This window comes from Streptomyces sp. SP18BB07, assembly GCF_036322545.1.
Taxonomy (GTDB): Bacteria; Actinomycetota; Actinomycetes; order Streptomycetales; family Streptomycetaceae; genus Streptomyces; species Streptomyces deccanensis.
Window position 1 is genome coordinate 149749 of sequence record NZ_JAQYWT010000370.1, and the last position, 19133, is coordinate 168881.

Here is a 19133-nt window from a genome sequence, read left to right on the forward strand (position 1 = left end):
GGGCGCCCGCCCGCCAGACTTCCCGACGACCTGTGATCCCCTGAGAAGAGACCGGACATGACGTACGACTCCCTGGTCAACCGAGGAGACTACTTCTCGGCGCACTACCTCGCCGAGGTGCTGCCCAAGGACCTCAAGTCGGGCCTGCTGGCCACCTGGAAGCAGCGCGAGGACGAGGCGAGGGCGGAGGCCGAGCGGGCGGCCACGGCGGGAGCCGACGGGACGGCGTCCGAAGCGGCGTCGGGGGAACCGGACGCCGACGCCCTGCCGGTCACCCCGCGCGCGGGCCTGCGTGAGCTGCGTCGCCGCTACTTCCGGGCCCGTTCCTCCTTCGCGCTCCCCGAGGACGAGGACGGCACGGCCGCCGCCCAGGACACCGAGGACGACTCGGCGACGTACGACTCCCCCGCCTGGTGCGAGCGGGTCCGCGCCCTGAACGCGGAGGTGCTGCGCGCGCTCGGCTACGACGCCAAGCCGCGCACGATGACGGTCACACGCGCCGACCAGCCGTACGAGGTGCGGGTGGCGCATGCCGAGAAAGGTCTGGTCGCGGTCGACTGTGGCTGGGCCGCCGAACCGGACGCCGCCCTCGACCCGGAGGGCCCCGGCCGCCTCCTGGAGCCGGTACCGCTGGAGGGCCGGAACACCGTACCGACGGGCTCGAAGCTCGCCTCGTTCCTCTTCGCCTGCGAGGACGCACCCCGCTACGTGCTGCTGCTGGTCGGCGGGGTCGTCGTCCTCGCGGACCGGATGGTGTGGGGCGAGGGCCGCTACCTCGCGGTCTCCCTGGACGCGGCCCTGCAACGCAACGACACCAGGGCGGGCGGCGAACTCGACACGATCGCGGCCCTGTTCGGCGCGGACTCGCTGCGCACCCCGGAGGAGGGCGGCGAGAACCCCCTCGCGGAACTCGTCGGCAAGTCCACCAAGCACGCGGTGGGCGTCTCCAGCGAGCTGCGCGACGGTCTGCGGCTGAGCGTCGAGCTGATCGCGGGCGAGGTCCTGGCCCGGCTGCGCGAGCAGGGCGTACGCCCCGAGGACATCGGCGAACTGTCCGACCTCGGCAAGCAGTTGACCCGCGAGTCGCTCCGCTACCTCTACCGCGTCCTCTTCCTCCTCTACGCGGAGGCCCGCCCCGAGCTGGGCATCCTGCCCGCCGACTATCCCGAGTACCAGCAGGGCTACGGCCTCGGCCGCCTCGGCGAACTGATCGCCGAACGCGACCTGGTCGACGAGAAGTCCCGCCAGGGCACGTACCTGTACGAGTCCCTGGACCTGCTCTTCCGCAAGGTGCAGGAGGGCTACCGTTCCCGCCGCACACACGGCCCTTCGGCTGTGGAGACGGACGGCGTCGAGGTGGACGCCGTCAAGACCAGCGAGGACGTGGGCCTGCGTTTCGAGCCGCTGCACTCCAAGCTGTTCGAGCCGGAGTCGATCCGGCTGATCGGCCTGGGCGCGATCCCGCACCCCCACGACGACTCCGACGAGGACGACGAGCACGATGCCGAGGCCGGCCTTGAGGGCTCAGGCCGCCTCCTGGACACCCGACTGCGGAACGCCACCCTCTACAAGGTGCTGCGCCTGCTGATGATCACGCGCGGCAAGAAGGGCGAACGCGGCGGCTTCATCTCGTACGCCCAGCTCGGCATCAACCAGCTCGGGGCCGTGTACGAGGGCCTGATGTCGTACAGCGGTTTCATCGCGGGCGACGAGGATCTGTACGAGGTCGCGAAGAACGGCGACCCGAAGGACGGTTCCTGGCTGATCCCGAAGTCGAAGATCGACGACTACGCGCCGAACGTGTTCGTCTACCGCCGCGACGAGGAGACCGGCGAGGACGTCCGCGTCCACTACACCCCCGGCTCGTTCGTCTACCGCCTCTCGGGCCGCGACCGCCAGACGTCCGCCTCGTACTACACCCCTGAGTCCCTGACCAAGGTCACGGTCCAACTGGCCCTCCAGCACCGCCTGGACCAGGACGGCACGACGACCGAGGCGCGCGAACTCCTCGACTGGAAGATCTGCGAGCCGGCGCTCGGCTCGGGCGCGTTCCTCAACGAGGCCATCAACCAGGTCGCGGCGGAGTACCTGCGCCGCCGCCAGGAGGAGCTGGGCACGCCGATCGACACGGAGAAGTACGCGGTCGAGCTCCAGAAGGCCAAGGCGTACGTCGCCCTGCACAACTCCTACGGCGTCGACCTCAACGAGACCGCCGTGGAGCTGGCGGAGGTGTCTCTGTGGCTCAACACCATGCACCCCGGCATGGAGGCCCCGTGGTTCGGCCTGCACCTGCGGCGCGGCAACTCGCTGATCGGCGGCCGGCGTGAGGTGTACCCGCCGGAGAAGCTGAAGAAGGCGGCCTGGCTCGGTACGACCCCGGAACGCTTCCCCCTGACGGAGGCGGCGAACGGACTCCCGGTGACGGTGACCGAGCGCACGACCCGCAGCGGTTCGGTGCAGCGGGTCACCGAGAACGCCGTCCACCACTTCCTCCTCCCCGCGAAGGAGTGGGGCGCGGTCGCCGCCGAGAAGGAGGCGAAGGCGCTGGCCCCGGAGGCGGCGCGGACGCTGGGCAACTGGCGCAAGATGATCACACGCACGCCAACCGCCAAGCAGGCGGAGCGACTTCAGGCCCTGGCCCGGCGGGTCGAGTTCCTGTGGGAACTGGTCGTACGGCGCCTGGAGATCTCCGAGCGGGACATCTCGCGGCGGATCGACGTGTGGGGCGCGGAGGACGGCTGGCTGCGGTCACCGGAGGTCGCGGTGCAGCGGGAGAAGGTCGTCGCCGACCTGACGGCACCGGACACCCCGTACTGGCGCCTGAAGACACTGATGGACGCGTGGTGCGCGCTGTGGTTCTGGCCTGTGCAGGAGGCTGGGCTGCTGGACGGTACGGCGGCGGTGTACGAGCGGGGGGCTGACGAACTCCCTCCGGGCGCTGTGTCAGAGGGGTTGCGGGCGGCGGACGAGTCCGGCGTGCTGATGTCCTGGGAGACGACTGACCTGTTTGGCGAGGTGACGGGTGCTGGTGAGCTGACGGCGGCGTCGGTGGAGCGTCGGCGGACGGGGCGCCGCAAGGAGGCGATCGGGGGTGCCCGGAAGCGGGCGGTGGTTCCGCTGGCGGGGCTGGACGACTGGCTTGAGTTCGCCGAGTCACTGATCGGCACGGAGGATGTGCCGGCGGACTCGCTGGTGGCGGAGTTCGGGTCGCTGGCGGAGCTGGAGCCTTATGAGGATGCGCTGCCCGACCTGATGGGGATGGAGCACTTCCAGCAGTTGGAGCTGCGGTTTCCTTGGGCTTCGGTAGCGGGGGATGTGGCTAAGGAGCAGGGGTTCTTCCATTGGGAGCTGGACTTTGCGCAGGTGTTCGCGCGGGGTGGGTATGACTTGCAGGTGGGGAATCCGCCTTGGGTGCGACCCCGGTGGCAGGAAGACATGGTCCTAGCGGAAGTAGAGCCCTGGTTTGCGCTAACGGAGAAGCCAGGCATGGCTGAGTGGCGGCTCCACAAAGAAGGGGTGCTGGGAGAGTCGATCGATGCCAACTCTCAATATTTCCTAATGGAGCTAGCTGCAAACACTGGCATGGTTGCAATGCTGGGAAGCTCCGCAACGTACCCGCTTCTCACAAGTACGCAGCCGGACCTATATCGGGCTTTCATGTGTCGAGCATGGGGGAATCTAGGCCCGAACGGGATCGCCGGGCTAATCCACCCCGACACACATTTTGGCGGCACCAAGGAGGGGCAACTCAGGGAAGCGGCCTACGCCCACCTGCGCCTCCACAGTCAGTTCATGAACAAGTTGAAGCTTTTTTCTGAGATCAGCGATAATGCCCTCTTTGGCCTGCACGTGTATGGGCGACGCCAGGCGACTTCATTCGCTCACGTGAGCTGGCTTTTTGCAGCAGAGACCCTAGTTGGCTCCCTTAAGCACAATGGAAAAGGACGAGCTCCCGGCATACGACACATGGGCGCATGGGACCTCCGCCCACACCTTACGCGAATTATTTGGGTAGACGATGAGCGATTGAATAGCTGGCGACGGCTCTCGGACGAGACTGCCGCGCCACTCACCCAAACGCCTCTTCTGCACCCAGTGACCACCCTGGAAGAGGGAGCGATCGACGCGCTAAGCGTGGTCAGAAATCGGGCAGTTGACCAAAGGCCCCGGATCAGCAGCGGCTACCACGAAGCCAACGGTAAGAAGGACGGCTACATCCGGTGGGTGAACAAGGCAGTCGCCGCTCTGGACGACGTTGTACTTCAGGGTCCACATTTTGGCGGCGCACTTCCGTTCGCCAAGGAACCCAAGATCCCCTGCCGAAGCAACAATGACTGGCTCCCCGTAAAACTATCGGACCTTAAAACCGACTTCGTCCCCAAAACAAACTACGCGCGCGCATGCGAATTGGACCGATATAGGGAAGCTCAGGATGTCTGGGATGGTCGCCGGTACACAGAACATTTTCGCCTTGCCTGGCGACGCATGATCCCCTTCAACAGCGAACGCAGTCTATTCTCGGCCCTCATTCCACCCGGACCCGCGCATGTCAATGCCGTCCATTCCATGGCATTGGACAACAATCGACTCACCGCCCTTAGTGCAGGTTTCTGGGCATCTCTGCCACTGGACTACCTGTTGCGCATCACGGGACGGGCGGATCTTCAGGTTGGAGGCGCACCGGACATGCCCGCCCCTACCTCAAATCATCCTCTAGCGCACCCTCTCCTTCTCCGCACCCTCCGCCTGAACTGCTTGACCGGCGCCTATGCTTCCCTTTGGCAGGAACTTTTCCATGCCACCTGGCTTGGCTACGAAGGCTGGGCCGTAAAATGGCCCAGCCTTTCACCTCTTTCGGAAAATCTCACATCCAATTGGACAACCGAGACACCCCTCCGCACCGAATACGAGCGCCGCGCCGCTCTCGTCGAACTCGACGCCCTAGTGTCTGTATGGCTTGGCATCACCGCCGATCAGATCACCGCAATCTATAACTCTCGCTTTCCCGTCCTTGCGGAACGCGAAGCTGAAATGTACTTCGACGCAAATGGACGCAAGGTCGCCCGCGATTCGTACGCCTACGGCCACGGCCAAACCAAGGAGACCTACCTCGCCCTCATCTCCCACCTTGAATCTCCCGACACCACCCCACCCCCCGAGGGATATGAGCCCCCCTTCTATAAGGCGGACCGCGAGGCCGAGATGCGGGGCGCTCACGCGCACTTCCAAGCCCGCCTGGACGCCGAGATCGCCGCCGGTCGCTGGTCCCCGCCTACACCCGCTTCCACTCCTACGCTGAGCAACGACGCGACACATGACTCGCCGGAGGCGGATGCCTGATGCTCACCCGACTGGAAGTCCACGGATTCAAGAACCTGCTGGACCTGTCCATCGATTTCGGGCCCTTCACCTGTATCGCGGGCGAGAACGGCACCGGCAAGTCGAATGTGTTCGACGCGATTCAGTTCCTGTCCCTGCTGGCCGACAAATCGATGATGGAGGCAGCCCAGGAGGTTCGAGGCGTTCACGGAGAACGTCACGGTGATCCACGCGACCTATTCTGGAAGGGCTTTGCCTCAGGCCACCACCGCATGCGGTTCGCGGCCGAGATGATCGTCCCCCTCGAGATCGAAGACGACTTCGGTCGGGCTGCCAAGCCAACGACATCCTTCCTCCGCTACGAGCTGGAGATCGGTTACCAGGAACCCTCCGGCTTGGACCGGTTCGGTCGGCTCACGCTTCTTCGAGAGAACCTGCGCCACATCACAAAGGGTGAAGCCAAGCAGCATCTGCGCTTCCCGCACAGCGCAGGCCAGTTCCGCAACACTGTCATCGCCGGTCATCGCAGTGGCGCACCCTTCATCTCGACCGACACGGACGCCACATCGGGCGAACCCATTGTCAAGATCCACCAAGACGGTGGCAGCCGAGGCCAGCCAAAGCCCGCCGCAGCCTCGCGCGCTCCCGCCACCGTCGTATCCACCATCACTTCCAGCGACGACCCGACCATCCTCGCGGCTCGCCGCGAGATGGAGTCCTGGCGGCGACTGGCTCTTGAGCCTTCGGCCCTGCGCAGCGCCGACCGCTTCATCGACCCCCAGGTGATGGGGGTCGATGGATCACATCTGCCAGCCGCTCTGTACCGCGTCGCGCACACCACGCCCAGCGGAGATCCCGAGCAGGTGTATGCGCGGGTCGCCGGACGCCTGTCCGACATGACCGGTGTCCAGGTTCGGGACCTGGGAGTGGACCAGGACGAAGTACGTCAACTGCTGACCGTCCACGTACGTGAGCCGGACGGCATGATGCTCCCCGCCCGCAGCCTCTCCGAGGGCACGCTTCGTTTTCTCGCCCTGTGTGTCCTGCTGGAAGACCCCACCGTCCGGGGAATGGTGTGCATGGAGGAGCCGGAGAACGGCATTCATCCGGCGAATCTCATTCCCATGGTCGACCTCGTCAGAGATCTCGCAGTCGATCCCACAACCGCTCCCGGCCCGGACAACCCATTCCGGCAGGTGCTCATCAACACCCACTCCCCCGGTGTCGTCCAACTCGTGTCACCCGAAGACTTGCTTTTCGCGGAGACGGCCGTTCACAGACTGGAGGACGGCTCGACCGCTCGCGCGCTACGGCTGCGCCCGCTTCACGACACATGGCGAGTCGCCGAGGGACGGCGCGACTATGTGACCAAGGCAGATATTCTCCCGTACCTCACCACTCCGCCAGGCGCCCAGACCACGCTCAGTTGGGGTGCCGCATGACCCTGCGGATCCTGTTCACCGGCGAGGGCACAAGCGATGACGGGCTTGTCCCGCATATCGAGGCGGTTGCCGCTTCTGCCGGTCAGTCGGTCTCCATCACGTCTCCGGACTTCGGTCGGCTGGGGTTCACCTCCTGCCACGCGGTCCCGGAGAAGTTGCGTAAGGTGCGTGAGTTCGGCGACGACTATGACTTGATCATCGTGCACCGGGACGCGGACGGGACGTGCGCCAACGATCGCAGAGCAGAGATCGCCAAAGCGGTCGCCGCCGAATGGCCCGCCCACCCTCACATCGCAGTAGTTCCGGTGCGAATGCTGGAGGCATGGCTTCTCCTCGATGAGGCCGGCATCCGACAGGTGGCCGAGAACCCGAACGGTCGGACGAAGCTAAGCCTCCCTAAAGGGGTGGCCGCCGAGAAAATCGTCGACCCCAAGAAGCTCCTTAAGGACACCCTCGCCACCGCGAGCGGCTACACGGGCCGACGCTTGTCAGGTTTCCAGAAGCGATTCCCCAACCATCGCCACAAGCTCCTCGAACGCCTCGACCCGTACGGACCGGTGTCTCAACTGCCGTCCTGGCAGGCCTTCATGGACGACCTCAAGACAGCGATTCGAGCCGTATAACCTTCGATCGACCACCCTCGCGGTAGTCGGTGTGCCCTGCGGCTCCTTCCGGAATCACAGGGCAAGGTCTTACGGCTGAGGCAAGGCTGGCACCAGAGAGATGGGTCTGCTGTGACAGTCCCAGGATCAGTCCTGGAGGCCGCGCAGGTCGGACGCGATCTGCGCGAGCACGGGCTCAGAAGTGCTGACGTCAATCATTTCCACCGCCTTTGGCCATGCCGCGTCGACCCATTCAACCCCGTACTTCTGCTGAACAGATGAATACCGCGGAAACACGTGGAAGTGCACGTATGGGTCCTTCATCATCGCAGCAACGTAATTGAAACGCTCTGCGGTGTACAGCACGGTGGCCTGCTCCTCGAACCAACGACAGACGTTGGGGAGTTCCGCGGCCTCGGTCGCCGACATCGCACCGAGGCTCGCAACCGGTCGTCGCAGAAGGATCACCGCCGAGCCTAGTGTCACTTGCTTGCCCCGCACCACGATCAGCCAGTTCTCGAAGTCACGTACGGTGAGTTCCTCGGGCCGAAACTTCTTCCAGTGGTCTAGAGATTCAGTTGCCATGGATTATTTTCTTCCTAACTTACGAGTGGAATGAGTTCTTCGTCGATGAACCTGAGGAGACCTGCGCGACTCCTACGATCCGGGGGAGACCGCTCCCATATTATCTCGAAATCACTGCCGAATGAATGACCGATACGCACACTGTGAACAAATATGGCGTTGAGACGCTGAAGGTCACTCACGCCAATGGCCTCGTGCATGACCACCAGCCTTCCGTCTACCAGTTCGTACTTGAACGGCAGCGGATCTGTGGTGATGGCCACGTTGTAGTTGTCGTACATGGCTATGGCTTGGCGCCAACGCTCGACCGTATCTCGCATCTCACCACTGGACAGGAGCACCGACCGGGAATGCCGACGTGATGTCACGTAGGAGATGAGCTCGGCCTCATTGTAGACCTCACGACAGCGCATACCGCGTGCGAGAGCTCCGAAGAACTCGCGTCTGCGGGCTTCATGTTCCTCAACATATTCGATTACCGAGGGGGAACCGTCCCCAAAACGCTGCTGAGCGATGGACCGGACCGTATCCTCACCCTTGAACATGACCGACAACCGCTTCGGTATGCGGTCGACGACCGTCGCACCGGCTTCTGCTGGCACGATCCGGGACCGATAAGCGCCGGGTGAAGACGTCGTGAAAACCTTGGCGGCAGCCTCCGGTTGGTGAGCCCAGGAAAAGGCTTCCTCAGCAGTCGCAAGAATGACATCAGCCAGTCTTCTGACGTGAGGGATCGAGGAATCGACGGATGTCACTGCCCGGTAGAAAACCTGATTGCTGTTCTGAAGCGCCGCACTTCCGTAGCCGAAATAAACCGTCGACCCAGCTAACACAATCTGCCATTCGCTCGGGTAGCTGAGCTGACCGCTCCCTACCACTCGATGCCTGCTCGAAAGGCCGATATCAGAGGGATTCTGTATACGTTCGTTGCCGACGAGTTCGAAGCTGATTCCCTGGGCCTCCGCCTCCCGCAGCACCGGGCCAAGAAACGACGTGTTCTCGAATAGTGCGCCGAGGTCGGGAGAAACCACCCGGACGCGCCGCACACGTGCCATGTCTTCTCGCAGACAACGGCGGAGTTCCTCCACGTTGTCACTGGTGAAACATGCGGAAATACCTGTCAGGGCTGCTAGTTCCGAGGTTGTTGGCGGTGACGCCCGGTGGCCGCCGAGGCGCCGGTTCACGTATACGCCGTGCAGTGCCAAAGGGAGCAGGGCGACGAGCAGAGCATTGAGGGTTCCATTGCTCGACGGCATCACGTAAGCGAGCAGACCACCCAGAACGTATGACGCGGAAGAGTACGACAGGAACAGCCCCACAGAGAAGCCGGGCTCTGACGGTGACTGGCCACTCCGCGGCCTGCGCCAGCACGTCGCCGCGGTGGGAACGCCTGCGGTCGCCACACCCGCGAAGACCCCGACCACCGAACCGTCGAAGAAGCCGTTAGGTGTCAAAGCATCACGACCGCTCAGCAAGGGCGCTGAAATGTTGCACCATTTCCCTGTGAAGATCCGCTGGGGATATCCCTTCTCGTAGCAACGGCCTCTTGAAGAAGTAGCCGAGTTCGGGACGCAGGCCGTACTGGCCGTGCCGCCTCCCGTACTCCATTAGGCGCACGAGGTCGAATATCATGGGTGCAGCCAACATGCTGTCCGCTCCACGCCAGTTGACACGCAATTCCAGTCTGCTGCCCGCCCAGCCCTCGACCGTGACTGCGTCCCAGGATTCCTTCCCGTCTCCCCACGATGGGACGTAGTCGATGGTCACTTTATGGTCGAAGTCGTCGTAGCCCAATAGAGTGGGAAGCCCATCATGTTTGTCCGCGAACTTGATCACTGCATGTTCGGGAAGTGACAATACGTAACCATCATGGTTGCCGATTACATTCGTGCTGTACCAAGCACGCACACGAAGTCCACGGGAGCGCAGAAGGTCCCCCAGTGTCATCTTCAGCATCGTCTGCCCGGTGCTTCCGTCGCGTCCGGCCAACTGCACTCCTCGGCGCGTGGCAAAGTCCAGCAACACCGGGTACTCAAGGCACCGGCCAGGAGTGAAGTCGACGAAATCGGCTCCTGCCCGCACCGCGCCCAGAGCGTAGATCAGCGAGGCCGGCACCGGGGACTCGGAGCGACGCAGTTCGTCCCAGGTCTGCGGTACGTCGCTCGTCGTGGCGCGGACAGCGTGCGGGGAGCCCAGATAGACGACGACAGCGCTCGCCGCGCCCGTGCATTTCTTGAAGGATTCGATGTCCTGCTCAACCCGGTGCACTTGCTCTTCGAGCGAACCAGCGGGACCGATGTTATCGTGCGCCGGCTCGTGCGGTATATCCAACTCCGTTCGAATGGCGGGCCAGGGTCTTATGGCCGCCAGTTCGGCTCGCACGGAGTCGTCGGTCACCGGGAAGATGCCATGCCTATCCACCACCGTCAGTAGGTCGTCCGAGCCCAAGTCCCAGCCGCCGAAAACCAGGTTGGCCGGGCCCGCCAGGTCGAGAGCGCCAAGAGCACCGCGTGTAGTGGAGGAGTCAGCCGGAGTCCCACCGACCGCGATCTGCATGACGGTGGCCACGGTGGTCGAGGCGGTGGCGCCCAGGACACCCGCAAAGATCACTGCAGTCTTGAAGTCATCGACGCTCATTCACCCTCACTCCATTTCCGTCTCAAGTCTTTGTGCCTGCAGGGCATAGAATTCACCGTCTGGTGTTACGAGCCACTCCACTTCCAGGGGCTCGCTCACCCTGCCCAACGGGGCCAGAGAACGAAGTGTTTTGACCATGAGGGCGCGGTGGTGTCCCAACTCGCGCTCCTGGTCGCTCTGTCCAGAGACGAGCGGAGAACCAACCCTGCCCGACAATCGATAACCCGACTCGGTACCGGCCGCCAGGCGCGAGAGGTGACCTGGAGTCCAGACTGAACTCAAGGACCCATCCACGCCGACGTGGCTGATACCCGAGATCTCAGCTGTCAGGAGCGGTTGTAGCAAGCCGGTGACTTCGGGGGGTTCTATGCCGAATGTGCGTACACGATCGAGGGCTTCGCGGTCACCGCGGCTTTGCCTGACTGTCTTGACACGCTCCGGCAGAACAGACCGCGACTCGACCTCGACAGACGCGTACAGCCCGGACAGACGGGGCAGAAGCTTCCAGGAAGCCAGGGGTGAGGAGCGCAAAATCCACCGCCCGTTGGGACTGGGCGGGAAACCCTGAAAGGTGCGCTGCCAGTCCTCGCGTTCCACGGCTACAAGAACTGTCGCCGGTATCACCATACCCCAGGCGGAAAGCATTTCCAGCCCTTCGCCCTTTGCTCCTAGGCGAGAGTATGCGGCCGTCACGTATTCGCCTCTTCTGCGACAGCAATCATTTCCGATATTGAGAGCACACGAATCTCTTCCTCACTCAGCCCTGAATCCAGCATAAGAAGATCCACCACGGCACCGAAACGCGAGAAAAGAAGTTTATTTAGCGCAAACTTCCATTCTTTTAAAACTTCCACCTCGGCGGCATGCGAAATTCGCTCAAGCGATCTCGAGCTCAATCCAGATGAATGCGCTAGCAGCCATTCCAGCGATTTATTTCGATGGTTCGCGATTTCACCGGAGGGCTCCGTTTCAGGCAGCGGGCTGGGGACTCGCACCTGAAGAAGGTCCTTGCGATTCTGTGGATTTAGCCGATCTTGCCATTTTACGATTTCGGGACTGAGGAGCACGTCAAAGAACTCCTCGACCACCGAGCCCGGAAGTTCATTCACGAGCTGCTCTCGGGTAGCCAGAAATACATCTTCATAGGTACTGTGCAGGAGCAGGTGGACAGAGAAATAATCAGTCAGCATCGAATACAGAGAAGCCAGAGCTTCAGCAGTCTTTCCCGCATGGAGAGGAAAACCTCGCAGGCGCTTCACCAATCGCCCGTACACGTGCTCCTGCTTACTCAGGAACGGGGCAGAGGCGACAGTGTCGCAGGCGATTTCTGCTATCGCGTCACCTGAAGGTGCACCGATGAACCAAAGAAGATCTTCCTCGGCGAAAACCTGGACTCCATTGCCACCCAAGGCTGTCGCCGAGCGCCCAAGTCCTTCGGTCATCACGGAAGCGGTCATCCGGTCGTAGCGGCGATGCGACCAGTAACAGCGTCGCACCACCTTCATCGGTTCCTTCTCGACATCCCACTCGCAGATCTCGTGCCGCGGAGAGCGGAACCACTGAGACCGGTCACGCCGAGAATCCGGGGAGACCGAGGCAACTGGTGGCCGGGTTCCCGAAATCCAGAGATCGGGACCCTCGATGTTCAGAACCATGCCTGGCGACAGGCTGCCAAATCCCTCGATGTCAGTGATCCATAATGGCTTACGCTGCTGCGCTGCACGCAGAATGTTTGCTCCGTGACACGCGAAGCTACCATTCCGGGTGAGCACAGCCACCGCTCCGGAGCGGACCGCAGCATGTGCCACATTGATAGTCAAAGATTCAGCCAGGAGGGCTGTGTCTCTCTCGATGACTACGTTAGGGTGCCATTCCGCCAGGACGACTCGTGCGCTCCCGGGGAAGACAGCATGGCCAGACCAACGGATGGGAGTGTAAGCATGTCGAAGGTGCGAAGCGCCGGAATAATGGCCGGCGGCTCCGGCTCCAGGCTGGTTGCCGATGGAATCCATACACCGAAACCATTTCTTTTGGTCAACGGCCGTCCGTTGATATCATTTTTCCTCGATGATGCCCGAACCGCAGGAATTGAACATATTGTCGTTGCCATTCGTCCGGACGACGACGCGTTGCCGGAATTCCTGTCACGAGATGAGCGGTTCTCGTGGGAATTCGTCGAGACCAAGGGCATCGGCACACTCGAGGCGATCCTGGCCCTGACAGACAGACTGGGATCTGAGGACCACATCATCAGCACCTGTGACGTGGTCCTGCCGCCAGGGAGCACAGTGAGACTGATCGAAGCTGCAGAACGCTTTCGGGGCGAGCAGCCAGCCATCGTTTTGCTGGGAACGGACCTCGTGCACGACACCACACCGATCTGGCTGCACAGGGACCCCTTGCGACCGCACGTACTGACGAGACTCGGCAAGAGTGAGAAACCGTCCCCGATCGTATTCGGCAATGTGCGGTGGGTGCGCAAGAATCTTGGGAACCTTGTGTCGCAGTACGCCGAGGGCCTCCAGCGTGACACCCACTTCCTGAACCGCCTGACCAAGTCCCGTCCCGGAAGCGTCTTCTTCCACCTCCAGCCGGACGTCATCGACGTGGACGACCGGGACGACTTGGAATTCGCACAGCAACTGGTGGCCACCAGCTCGCTGTACCGAGTCAACGGCTCCGAATCAGGCCCCATGTACCTATGATCGCTGACACCACCAACGCACGGAAGGCAGTTGCCCGAACTGGCAGGGATTGCTTCCAGTTCAGGAAACTCCCTCACCGGGCATGGCTTCACGCCGAGTGCCCGCGTCCGCTGATCGCCGAGGCGGCTTCATGTTCCCGGTAGGAGTGAGCTGTCGGTGGTGCCCCAGAGCCAGAGGGCGTGTTCGGGTGCGTCCCAAAGCGCGCGGGTGGTCTTGGCCTATGTTGTCCCCATCCCAGCAGCCGCAGTCTGCCGATGGCCAGGTTCCACAAAGAGGCCATCGCCCGCGACGCACTGCCGGTGTGGACGGTGGAGGCATCCTCAGGGAACACCACATCTCGGACGTGGTGGCTGGAATTTTCGATTCCCCAGTGCCCGCGCACGTATCCGCCCCAGGGCCCTGGGGAGAGTTGAGGGCCACTGCCCTGCCCCCGTACGACGGCGCCTCAGCCGATCTGTTCGACGGCGTACCCGACGAACGCCGCCCATACCTCTTGGCCAACAGCCAGTCCAGGACGAACAGGGTCCTTGGAGTCCCGTACATGGACAGCCTTAGAACAGGTAGCTACCTCGACGCACTGGCCACCCTCACCGCTGCTGTAGGTGCTCTTGACCCAGGTCAGTTCCGTTGCGCCCTTCATAGCTCTCCCAGCAGTCCCTCAATGAAAGCCATCGACTCTCGTGGAGTAAGAGCCTGAGCCCGGATGATCCCATACTGCGCCTCAAGCTCCCGAACGGGTGTCCGCTCGGTGTAAAGGTGGCTGCTTTTCTGCACCTCTGCGTATGCGATCCGCTGTCCCGCCTTGGTCTCGATGAGGGTGAACGGACCTGCGAGTCCCGCATGATCCTCCCGCTGCAACGGCATGACCTGGATCTCGACGTTGCGGTTCTGCCCAGTGAGCATGATCTGCTCAAGTTGGCCGCGATGAACCTCAGCACCACCGATGGGGCGGCGCAGTACAGCCTCCTCGATGACAAAGCTCATCAGCGGTGCGGGCCATCGCGAGAAGATCTCTTGCCTGAGCAGCCGAGCGGCCACCCTCTGATCGATCGTCTCCTCGTCCAAAAGCGGTCGGCGCATCGCGAACACGGCCCGCGCGTACTCCTCCGTCTGCAAAAGCCCGTTGGCCAAGTGTGTGTCGTACACATGCAGCTCAACCGCCTCCGCCTCCAGCCGAGCCGCATCCCGAAAGAACGCCGGGTACTGCGCCCGCGCCACCTCCTCCTTCATCTCCTGCAAGACGCCACCCGCATCCAGCAGTTCGTCCGCCACGTCGATGAACCGAGGCGACGGCACCCGCCTCCCCTGCTCGAACGCCGCGATCGTGGAGGCCGAGTATCCGGTCCGCGCCCCGAAGTCCGCCCGTTCCAGCCCCGCCCGCAGCCGGAACCGTTTCAGCTGCCGTCCGAAGACCCGAAGGATGCCCGACCCCGGTTCCGGTGACCCCAGAGCCTCCGTCTCGGCATCCGAGTCCGCGTCTCCAGCCACGGTCCCGTCCGGCTCCCGTACCAGTTCACTCACCCGCTCGCTCACCTCCACCGCCCGTACTCACCGACGCCCACGCTAGAAAGCACACGCTCACCACGCCGCCGAACCTCGAAAGTTCACCCGCACAAGTGCTCACCGTCGGTACCGGCTCACGCGGCCGAGTAGACCGGTTCGGCCCTCTGGCGACCATGCCGTTCCCTGCAATCCCGGCCGCGGGGCCGAGTCGTGAGTCGCGAGTCGTGAGTGGACCTGAACTGCTGCTCACACGCAGGCGGTTGATAGATTTGCGTGAGCGACGGAAGGCAGCCATCGCACGGCTCGCCGAAGCATGACTGGGGACGGGACGGGGGAGCGCATTGGCTTGGGAAGAGTGGGAGAGGGCCAAGGCTGCGGCGTCGGAGGGCCAGGCTGCGCGGATGCAGCTGAATCAGGCCGGGGCGGCAGGTGCTGGTGACTCGGATCTCGTGGTGCACCAGGACGACCTCGGGGCCGTCGGTCACGAGGCGTTCATCCTCCACGGCGAGCTGAAGAAGAAGGCCGACATCGTCGGTGCGGGCGTGGACAAGAACGGATCCGGGTCCACCATGCAGGCGGCCGCCGCGCTCAAGAGCCACAACCTCGGGCTCGGTGCGGAACTGGAGTCGACCGTCGAGGTCTGGACCTCGCAGGTGAAGCACGTTCTCCAGGCCTGCGCGCACATCTCCAACCACCTCGACTACAGCAAGAAGCTGCATGCGCAGGAAGACGCCAGGATCGCCGCCGAAATCCGGGGCCGTACCGGATCGTTGCCCGTCTCAGCGCTGAACGACTACTTCAAGTAGGTCGCGCCATGGGAGATTTCTCGTACTCGGACCTCATGGCCCTGGACCTCACCAAGCTGGGCACGGCTGCGTCCGACTGGAGAACGATGGCCGGCGATCTGGCCAAGCTCACGACTGACGTACGGGACGGCTTGACGAAGAAGTCCGACGGAGCCCGTTGGAAGGGCGTCAACGCCAGCGTGACCAGGGACTTCGTGCGCAAAACGGCCAAGGAGTTCACGGACCTCCAGACAGAGGCCGAGAGCATCGCCAACGTCCTCGCCGACGCTCACGCCGAACTGACGCGGTATCAGCAGCAGGCGCAGAGCCTCACCGACTCGGCGCGCGAGGGCGACCCGGCCCACAATCCGCCGGACCCCGGGCTCCTCGTCTTCGACGGTCCGGGCGGCGTGGTCCGCGTCTCAGAGGCGATGTGCACTCCCGATGGCCCCGACCAGCGCACCAAGGACCGGATCCAGTGGTACGCGGACACTCTTACCGGAATCGTCCAGCACGCCGCCGAGGTCAACGCGGCGGCGGTACGCGCCCTGCGCAAGAGTCACGGCAACGACCCGCACAACGCGGGCCATGCCAGGTACACCTCCCTCGACGAGGAACAACTGCCGCGCGCGAAGGAACTGGCTGCGCTCGGCGGGGACGCGAGCCCGAAGCAGCGGGCCGAGCTGGGGCGCCTGTGGGAGTCCCTGAGCCCCGAGGCACGGGCACAGCTCTGGCTGACGCAGAAGGACGACCTGGTGGCAGCAGGCATTCTGAGTCCCACCATGCCGCAGATCGCGCCGGACGCGGGCTCGGGAAAGCACGGGTCCGAGTCACCGGGCTTCGACGAGTGGGCCACCAAGCAGAAGATGGAGTTGCTGACGGAGGGCGCCGACTGGAAGGGCATGACGGACGCGTCCCGTCACATGGCCCACTACCTGGGAAACAGCGGCAGCCCCATGAACTTGCCCGTGGACAAGATGATGACGGATGTCCCCGCCTTCAAGACGTACGTCGACGACATAGTCCGACTGAACCAGGACGACTGGCGCAAGCACGCTCTCGCGGAGTTCGAGAAGAACGGAGGAAAACCGGTCGCCTTCCCGGTCGAGGCGAAGCAACCCGAGGGCTTCTACTTCACTCAGCAGGCCGACCCCAACTGGTTCTACGCGGTGGGCGGTGCCAATACCAACGTCACCGGTGTGGTGACGGCCGTTCCGGATGCGAATGGCGACCCCAAGATCAGCGTCGACTACCAGGCAAACGTCTGGGACCGCTACAACTGGGACGAGGGCAAGGGCGTCAACGTCGGCCCGCTGGACATCCCCGACGGAGAGATGGCCAAGCTGCACCGGGTGGGCCTCTCCCAGGAGTTCGACATGTCGGGCAGCAGCAGCGTCAGAAACTACGATCTCGGCTCCTCGGAGCCCAACGACAACCCGCTACCGGGTCCCGACGACAGCAGGGACGGACGCTTGAATCCCGGCCGAGAGCAACAGCAGGACCGTACGACCGGCAGGGCGGCGGAGAGGGTGGACGGCCGATGAACGACGTCTACGCGTACCGGGCGCCCGAGGAAGGCGGAGGCGGCGGAAACGGCGGTCGTGGCGGCCACCGCTGGTGGCTCATCGCAGGCGTGACCGTCGGCGTACTGGCCCTCTCGGGCGCCGTGACCGCAGGGGGGTGGCTCCTCGCCGACCAGGGCGGCGACGGCGCCGGCGACCGCGTGGCGGAACAGGCGGCTGACGCGAGGTGGGCCGAGGGGATCTCGCCGGAGTGGATGAGCGAGCAGATGGGTCTTGACGTCCCGGTCACGGCCCGGTCCCCACAGGCCGCGTACGAGGTCACCTCCCGCTTCGACACGGGCCTGCTCACCTTCACGCTGACGAGGTCCGAGGCGGAGACCTACCTGGAGGAGCATCCCCCGGAGGGCAAGTGGCTGGAGCCCTCCTCCGCACAGGCCGACGTCACTCCCCATGACTTCGCCCACCTCGGGCTCCCGGAACCCGAGACGTTCAAGGACGGCATCCGCTACGGCTACGTCTGCCCCGACGCCGCCAAGGCCACCGAGGATCCCAGCGCCTCCGGCACCCCTGACAACCCGTTCGGCATGTCCGACGCGTACGACACGTCCGACGAGCGCTGCGTCCGTCTGTACGCACACGAGTACGCGGCGAAGCGCACCCGCATCTACCTCCGCGCCCACTTCGAACCTGGCATCAGTCCTCTTCCTGCGACCCCGTCCTCATCGGCATCGGCATCGGCATCGGCAGACTGAAGACCTCGTCCGATCAGGCGGCCGAGTGGGCTGGTTCGCCCGTGCGGGAGTCCCTGCGTTCCCGGCAGTCACGGCACAGGGCGCGCGGGTCGGACGAGCGGAAGCCGCGGTCGCAGCCGTCGCAGTTGATCATCTCCAGCGGCCGCGACGGGGGCGCCACCGTCGCCGTACGAGCGGGTCCCGTCGGCAACGGCGGCGGGAGAAGGGTGGTCAAGCGGTATTCGAGGAGGCTCGCCGGACGGCGGATGGGGACGGCCTCGGACGGGAGGCCCGCGGTGAGCGTGCGGGTGATCTGGTCCGGCGTCGCGGCACGGGCGAGCCAGGTCTCGACAGCGGGCGCGAGCCGCTGAACGTCCCGCTCGGACAGCAACAGCCGGGCGTCGGCGAGGCGTAGACGCGCGAGCAGGTCGGCCGCCGGTCCGGTGGGCGCCGTGACGGGTTCGGGGACAGCACGCCTCGCACGTACGGAAGCCGGCGGTGAGTCAGGCCGTGAGCCCTCCGCCTGGCCCAGAACAGCCACCGGCCCCGGAGCAGGACGAGCCTCGGGCTCATCCCTGGCGGCAAGGGACGGCCCCGGAGCGGCGACCGCCTCCGAGCCGCTGCCCCGCACAGAGGCTCGTACGACCACCCCCGGATGATCGAGGAAGAACGTACGCGTCGCGATACGCCCACCCCCGAGCGGCACCCGGCGGCGGACGAGATACCCGGCGGCCTCCAGCTCCCGCAACGCCCTGCCGATCGTCACCTCGCCCTCCCGGAAGCGCAGGGTCAACGCTTTGACGGTGACCGAGGCGCCGTCGGGGAGGGACTGGATGTGGACGCCGATGCCGATCGCCGTGGCGGAGAGGCTGGGGTGCTGGGCGAGGTGGTTGCCGACGACGGTGTAGCGCTCGGTGTAGCGGTGTCGTACGTGGAGGACTCCGGCGCGGGGCGCGTCCGGCGGGAGTTCCGGAGGGGCGGGCGGCGAGTGCTCGGGCGACGGGTACGCGGGCAGGGCCGCGTTAGACTGCGGATCAGCCATCGGGAAGGTCTCGTCTTCCTGGTTGGTCAGGCCCTCGCCGGGATTGCCGTCCTGTCGGGGGCCGTTCTCTGTTTGCGGTTGTGTGCGGCGACCGTACCCCACCCGCCCGACCCGCTGACGCTCCCATCACTCGAACGAGTGGCACCCCAACTCGCGCACGAGCGGGCTGGGTTTGGTGGGGTCGGTAATTTCCCCAAAGGCTTTTAAGGACATCGCGCACGACCGGGGCACGGGATCCCGCGCCCCGGTACTGAGCTGG

General features: G+C 64.3%; 14 protein-coding genes. 7 read left to right on the forward strand and 7 right to left on the reverse strand.

The window, feature by feature from the left end; all coding sequences use genetic code 11:
• The first annotated feature begins 57 nt into the window (after positions 1–57).
• Genes PUR53_RS46115 through PUR53_RS46125 form a run of 3 tightly spaced genes read left to right on the forward strand, consistent with a single transcriptional unit; the run spans position 58 to position 7384 of the window.
• On the forward strand, positions 58–5340 hold the full coding sequence (locus PUR53_RS46115) for a class I SAM-dependent DNA methyltransferase (RefSeq protein ID WP_329912446.1): 5283 nt from the start codon (positions 58–60) through the stop codon (positions 5338–5340).
• Positions 5340–6761 carry an AAA family ATPase gene (locus tag PUR53_RS46120; protein ID WP_329912447.1) on the forward strand — a complete coding sequence of 474 codons (1422 nt, stop codon included), beginning with the start codon at positions 5340–5342 and terminating at the stop codon, positions 6759–6761. Before PUR53_RS46115 ends, PUR53_RS46120 begins: the two co-directional genes overlap by 1 nt.
• Positions 6758–7384, forward strand: a complete 627-nt coding sequence (locus tag PUR53_RS46125; protein ID WP_329912448.1) for a DUF4276 family protein — start codon at positions 6758–6760, stop codon at positions 7382–7384. Before PUR53_RS46120 ends, PUR53_RS46125 begins: the two co-directional genes overlap by 4 nt.
• Positions 7385–7510: 126 nt before the next feature.
• Here the strand turns inward: PUR53_RS46125 and PUR53_RS46130 are convergent, their stop codons facing one another.
• From PUR53_RS46130 to PUR53_RS46145, 4 genes are all read right to left on the reverse strand, one after another.
• Positions 7511–7948, reverse strand: a complete 438-nt coding sequence (locus PUR53_RS46130) for a hypothetical protein (RefSeq protein ID WP_329912449.1) — start codon at positions 7946–7948, stop codon at positions 7511–7513.
• Between the two features lie 14 nt (positions 7949–7962).
• Positions 7963–9267: a hypothetical protein gene (locus PUR53_RS46135; RefSeq protein ID WP_329912450.1), complete on the reverse strand. Its 1305-nt coding sequence runs from the start codon at positions 9265–9267 to the stop codon at positions 7963–7965.
• Positions 9268–9406: 139 nt separating this feature from the next.
• Positions 9407–10585, reverse strand: coding sequence for an inositol-3-phosphate synthase (locus PUR53_RS46140; protein WP_329912451.1), 1179 nt, complete (start codon positions 10583–10585; stop codon positions 9407–9409).
• 689 nt (positions 10586–11274) lie between these two features.
• Entirely contained in the window at positions 11275–12363 is a 1089-nt protein-coding gene (locus tag PUR53_RS46145; RefSeq protein WP_329912452.1) for a hypothetical protein, read from the reverse strand.
• Positions 12364–12525: 162 nt separating this feature from the next.
• Here PUR53_RS46145 and PUR53_RS46150 point away from each other — a divergent pair, with 162 nt between their 5' ends.
• The gene (locus PUR53_RS46150) at positions 12526–13290 is read left to right on the forward strand and encodes a nucleotidyltransferase family protein (RefSeq protein WP_329912453.1); all 765 of its coding nucleotides are present in this window, start codon (positions 12526–12528) and stop codon (positions 13288–13290) included.
• Between the two features lie 445 nt (positions 13291–13735).
• Here PUR53_RS46150 and PUR53_RS46155 read toward each other — a convergent pair whose 3' ends face one another.
• Positions 13736–13930 (reverse strand): DUF397 domain-containing protein, encoded by a 195-nt coding sequence (locus PUR53_RS46155; protein ID WP_329912454.1) that lies wholly within the window; start codon positions 13928–13930, stop codon positions 13736–13738.
• The gene (locus PUR53_RS46160; protein WP_329912619.1) at positions 13927–14778 is read right to left on the reverse strand and encodes a helix-turn-helix domain-containing protein; all 852 of its coding nucleotides are present in this window, start codon (positions 14776–14778) and stop codon (positions 13927–13929) included. Before PUR53_RS46160 ends, PUR53_RS46155 begins: the two co-directional genes overlap by 4 nt.
• A gap of 416 nt (positions 14779–15194) precedes the next feature.
• Here PUR53_RS46160 and PUR53_RS46165 point away from each other — a divergent pair, with 416 nt between their 5' ends.
• From PUR53_RS46165 to PUR53_RS46175, 3 genes are read left to right on the forward strand one after another with little or no spacing between them, the layout of a single operon-like run.
• On the forward strand, positions 15195–15599 hold the full coding sequence (locus PUR53_RS46165) for a hypothetical protein (RefSeq protein WP_443080444.1): 405 nt from the start codon (positions 15195–15197) through the stop codon (positions 15597–15599).
• 8 nt (positions 15600–15607) lie between these two features.
• Positions 15608–17122: a hypothetical protein gene (locus PUR53_RS46170; protein ID WP_329912456.1), complete on the forward strand. Its 1515-nt coding sequence runs from the start codon at positions 15608–15610 to the stop codon at positions 17120–17122.
• Positions 17119–17853 carry a hypothetical protein gene (locus PUR53_RS46175; protein ID WP_329912457.1) on the forward strand — a complete coding sequence of 245 codons (735 nt, stop codon included), beginning with the start codon at positions 17119–17121 and terminating at the stop codon, positions 17851–17853. Before PUR53_RS46170 ends, PUR53_RS46175 begins: the two co-directional genes overlap by 4 nt.
• A 13-nt stretch (positions 17854–17866) precedes the next feature.
• Here PUR53_RS46175 and PUR53_RS46180 read toward each other — a convergent pair whose 3' ends face one another.
• Positions 17867–18874: a hypothetical protein gene (locus PUR53_RS46180; protein WP_329912458.1), complete on the reverse strand. Its 1008-nt coding sequence runs from the start codon at positions 18872–18874 to the stop codon at positions 17867–17869.
• Positions 18875–19133: the final 259 nt, after the last annotated feature.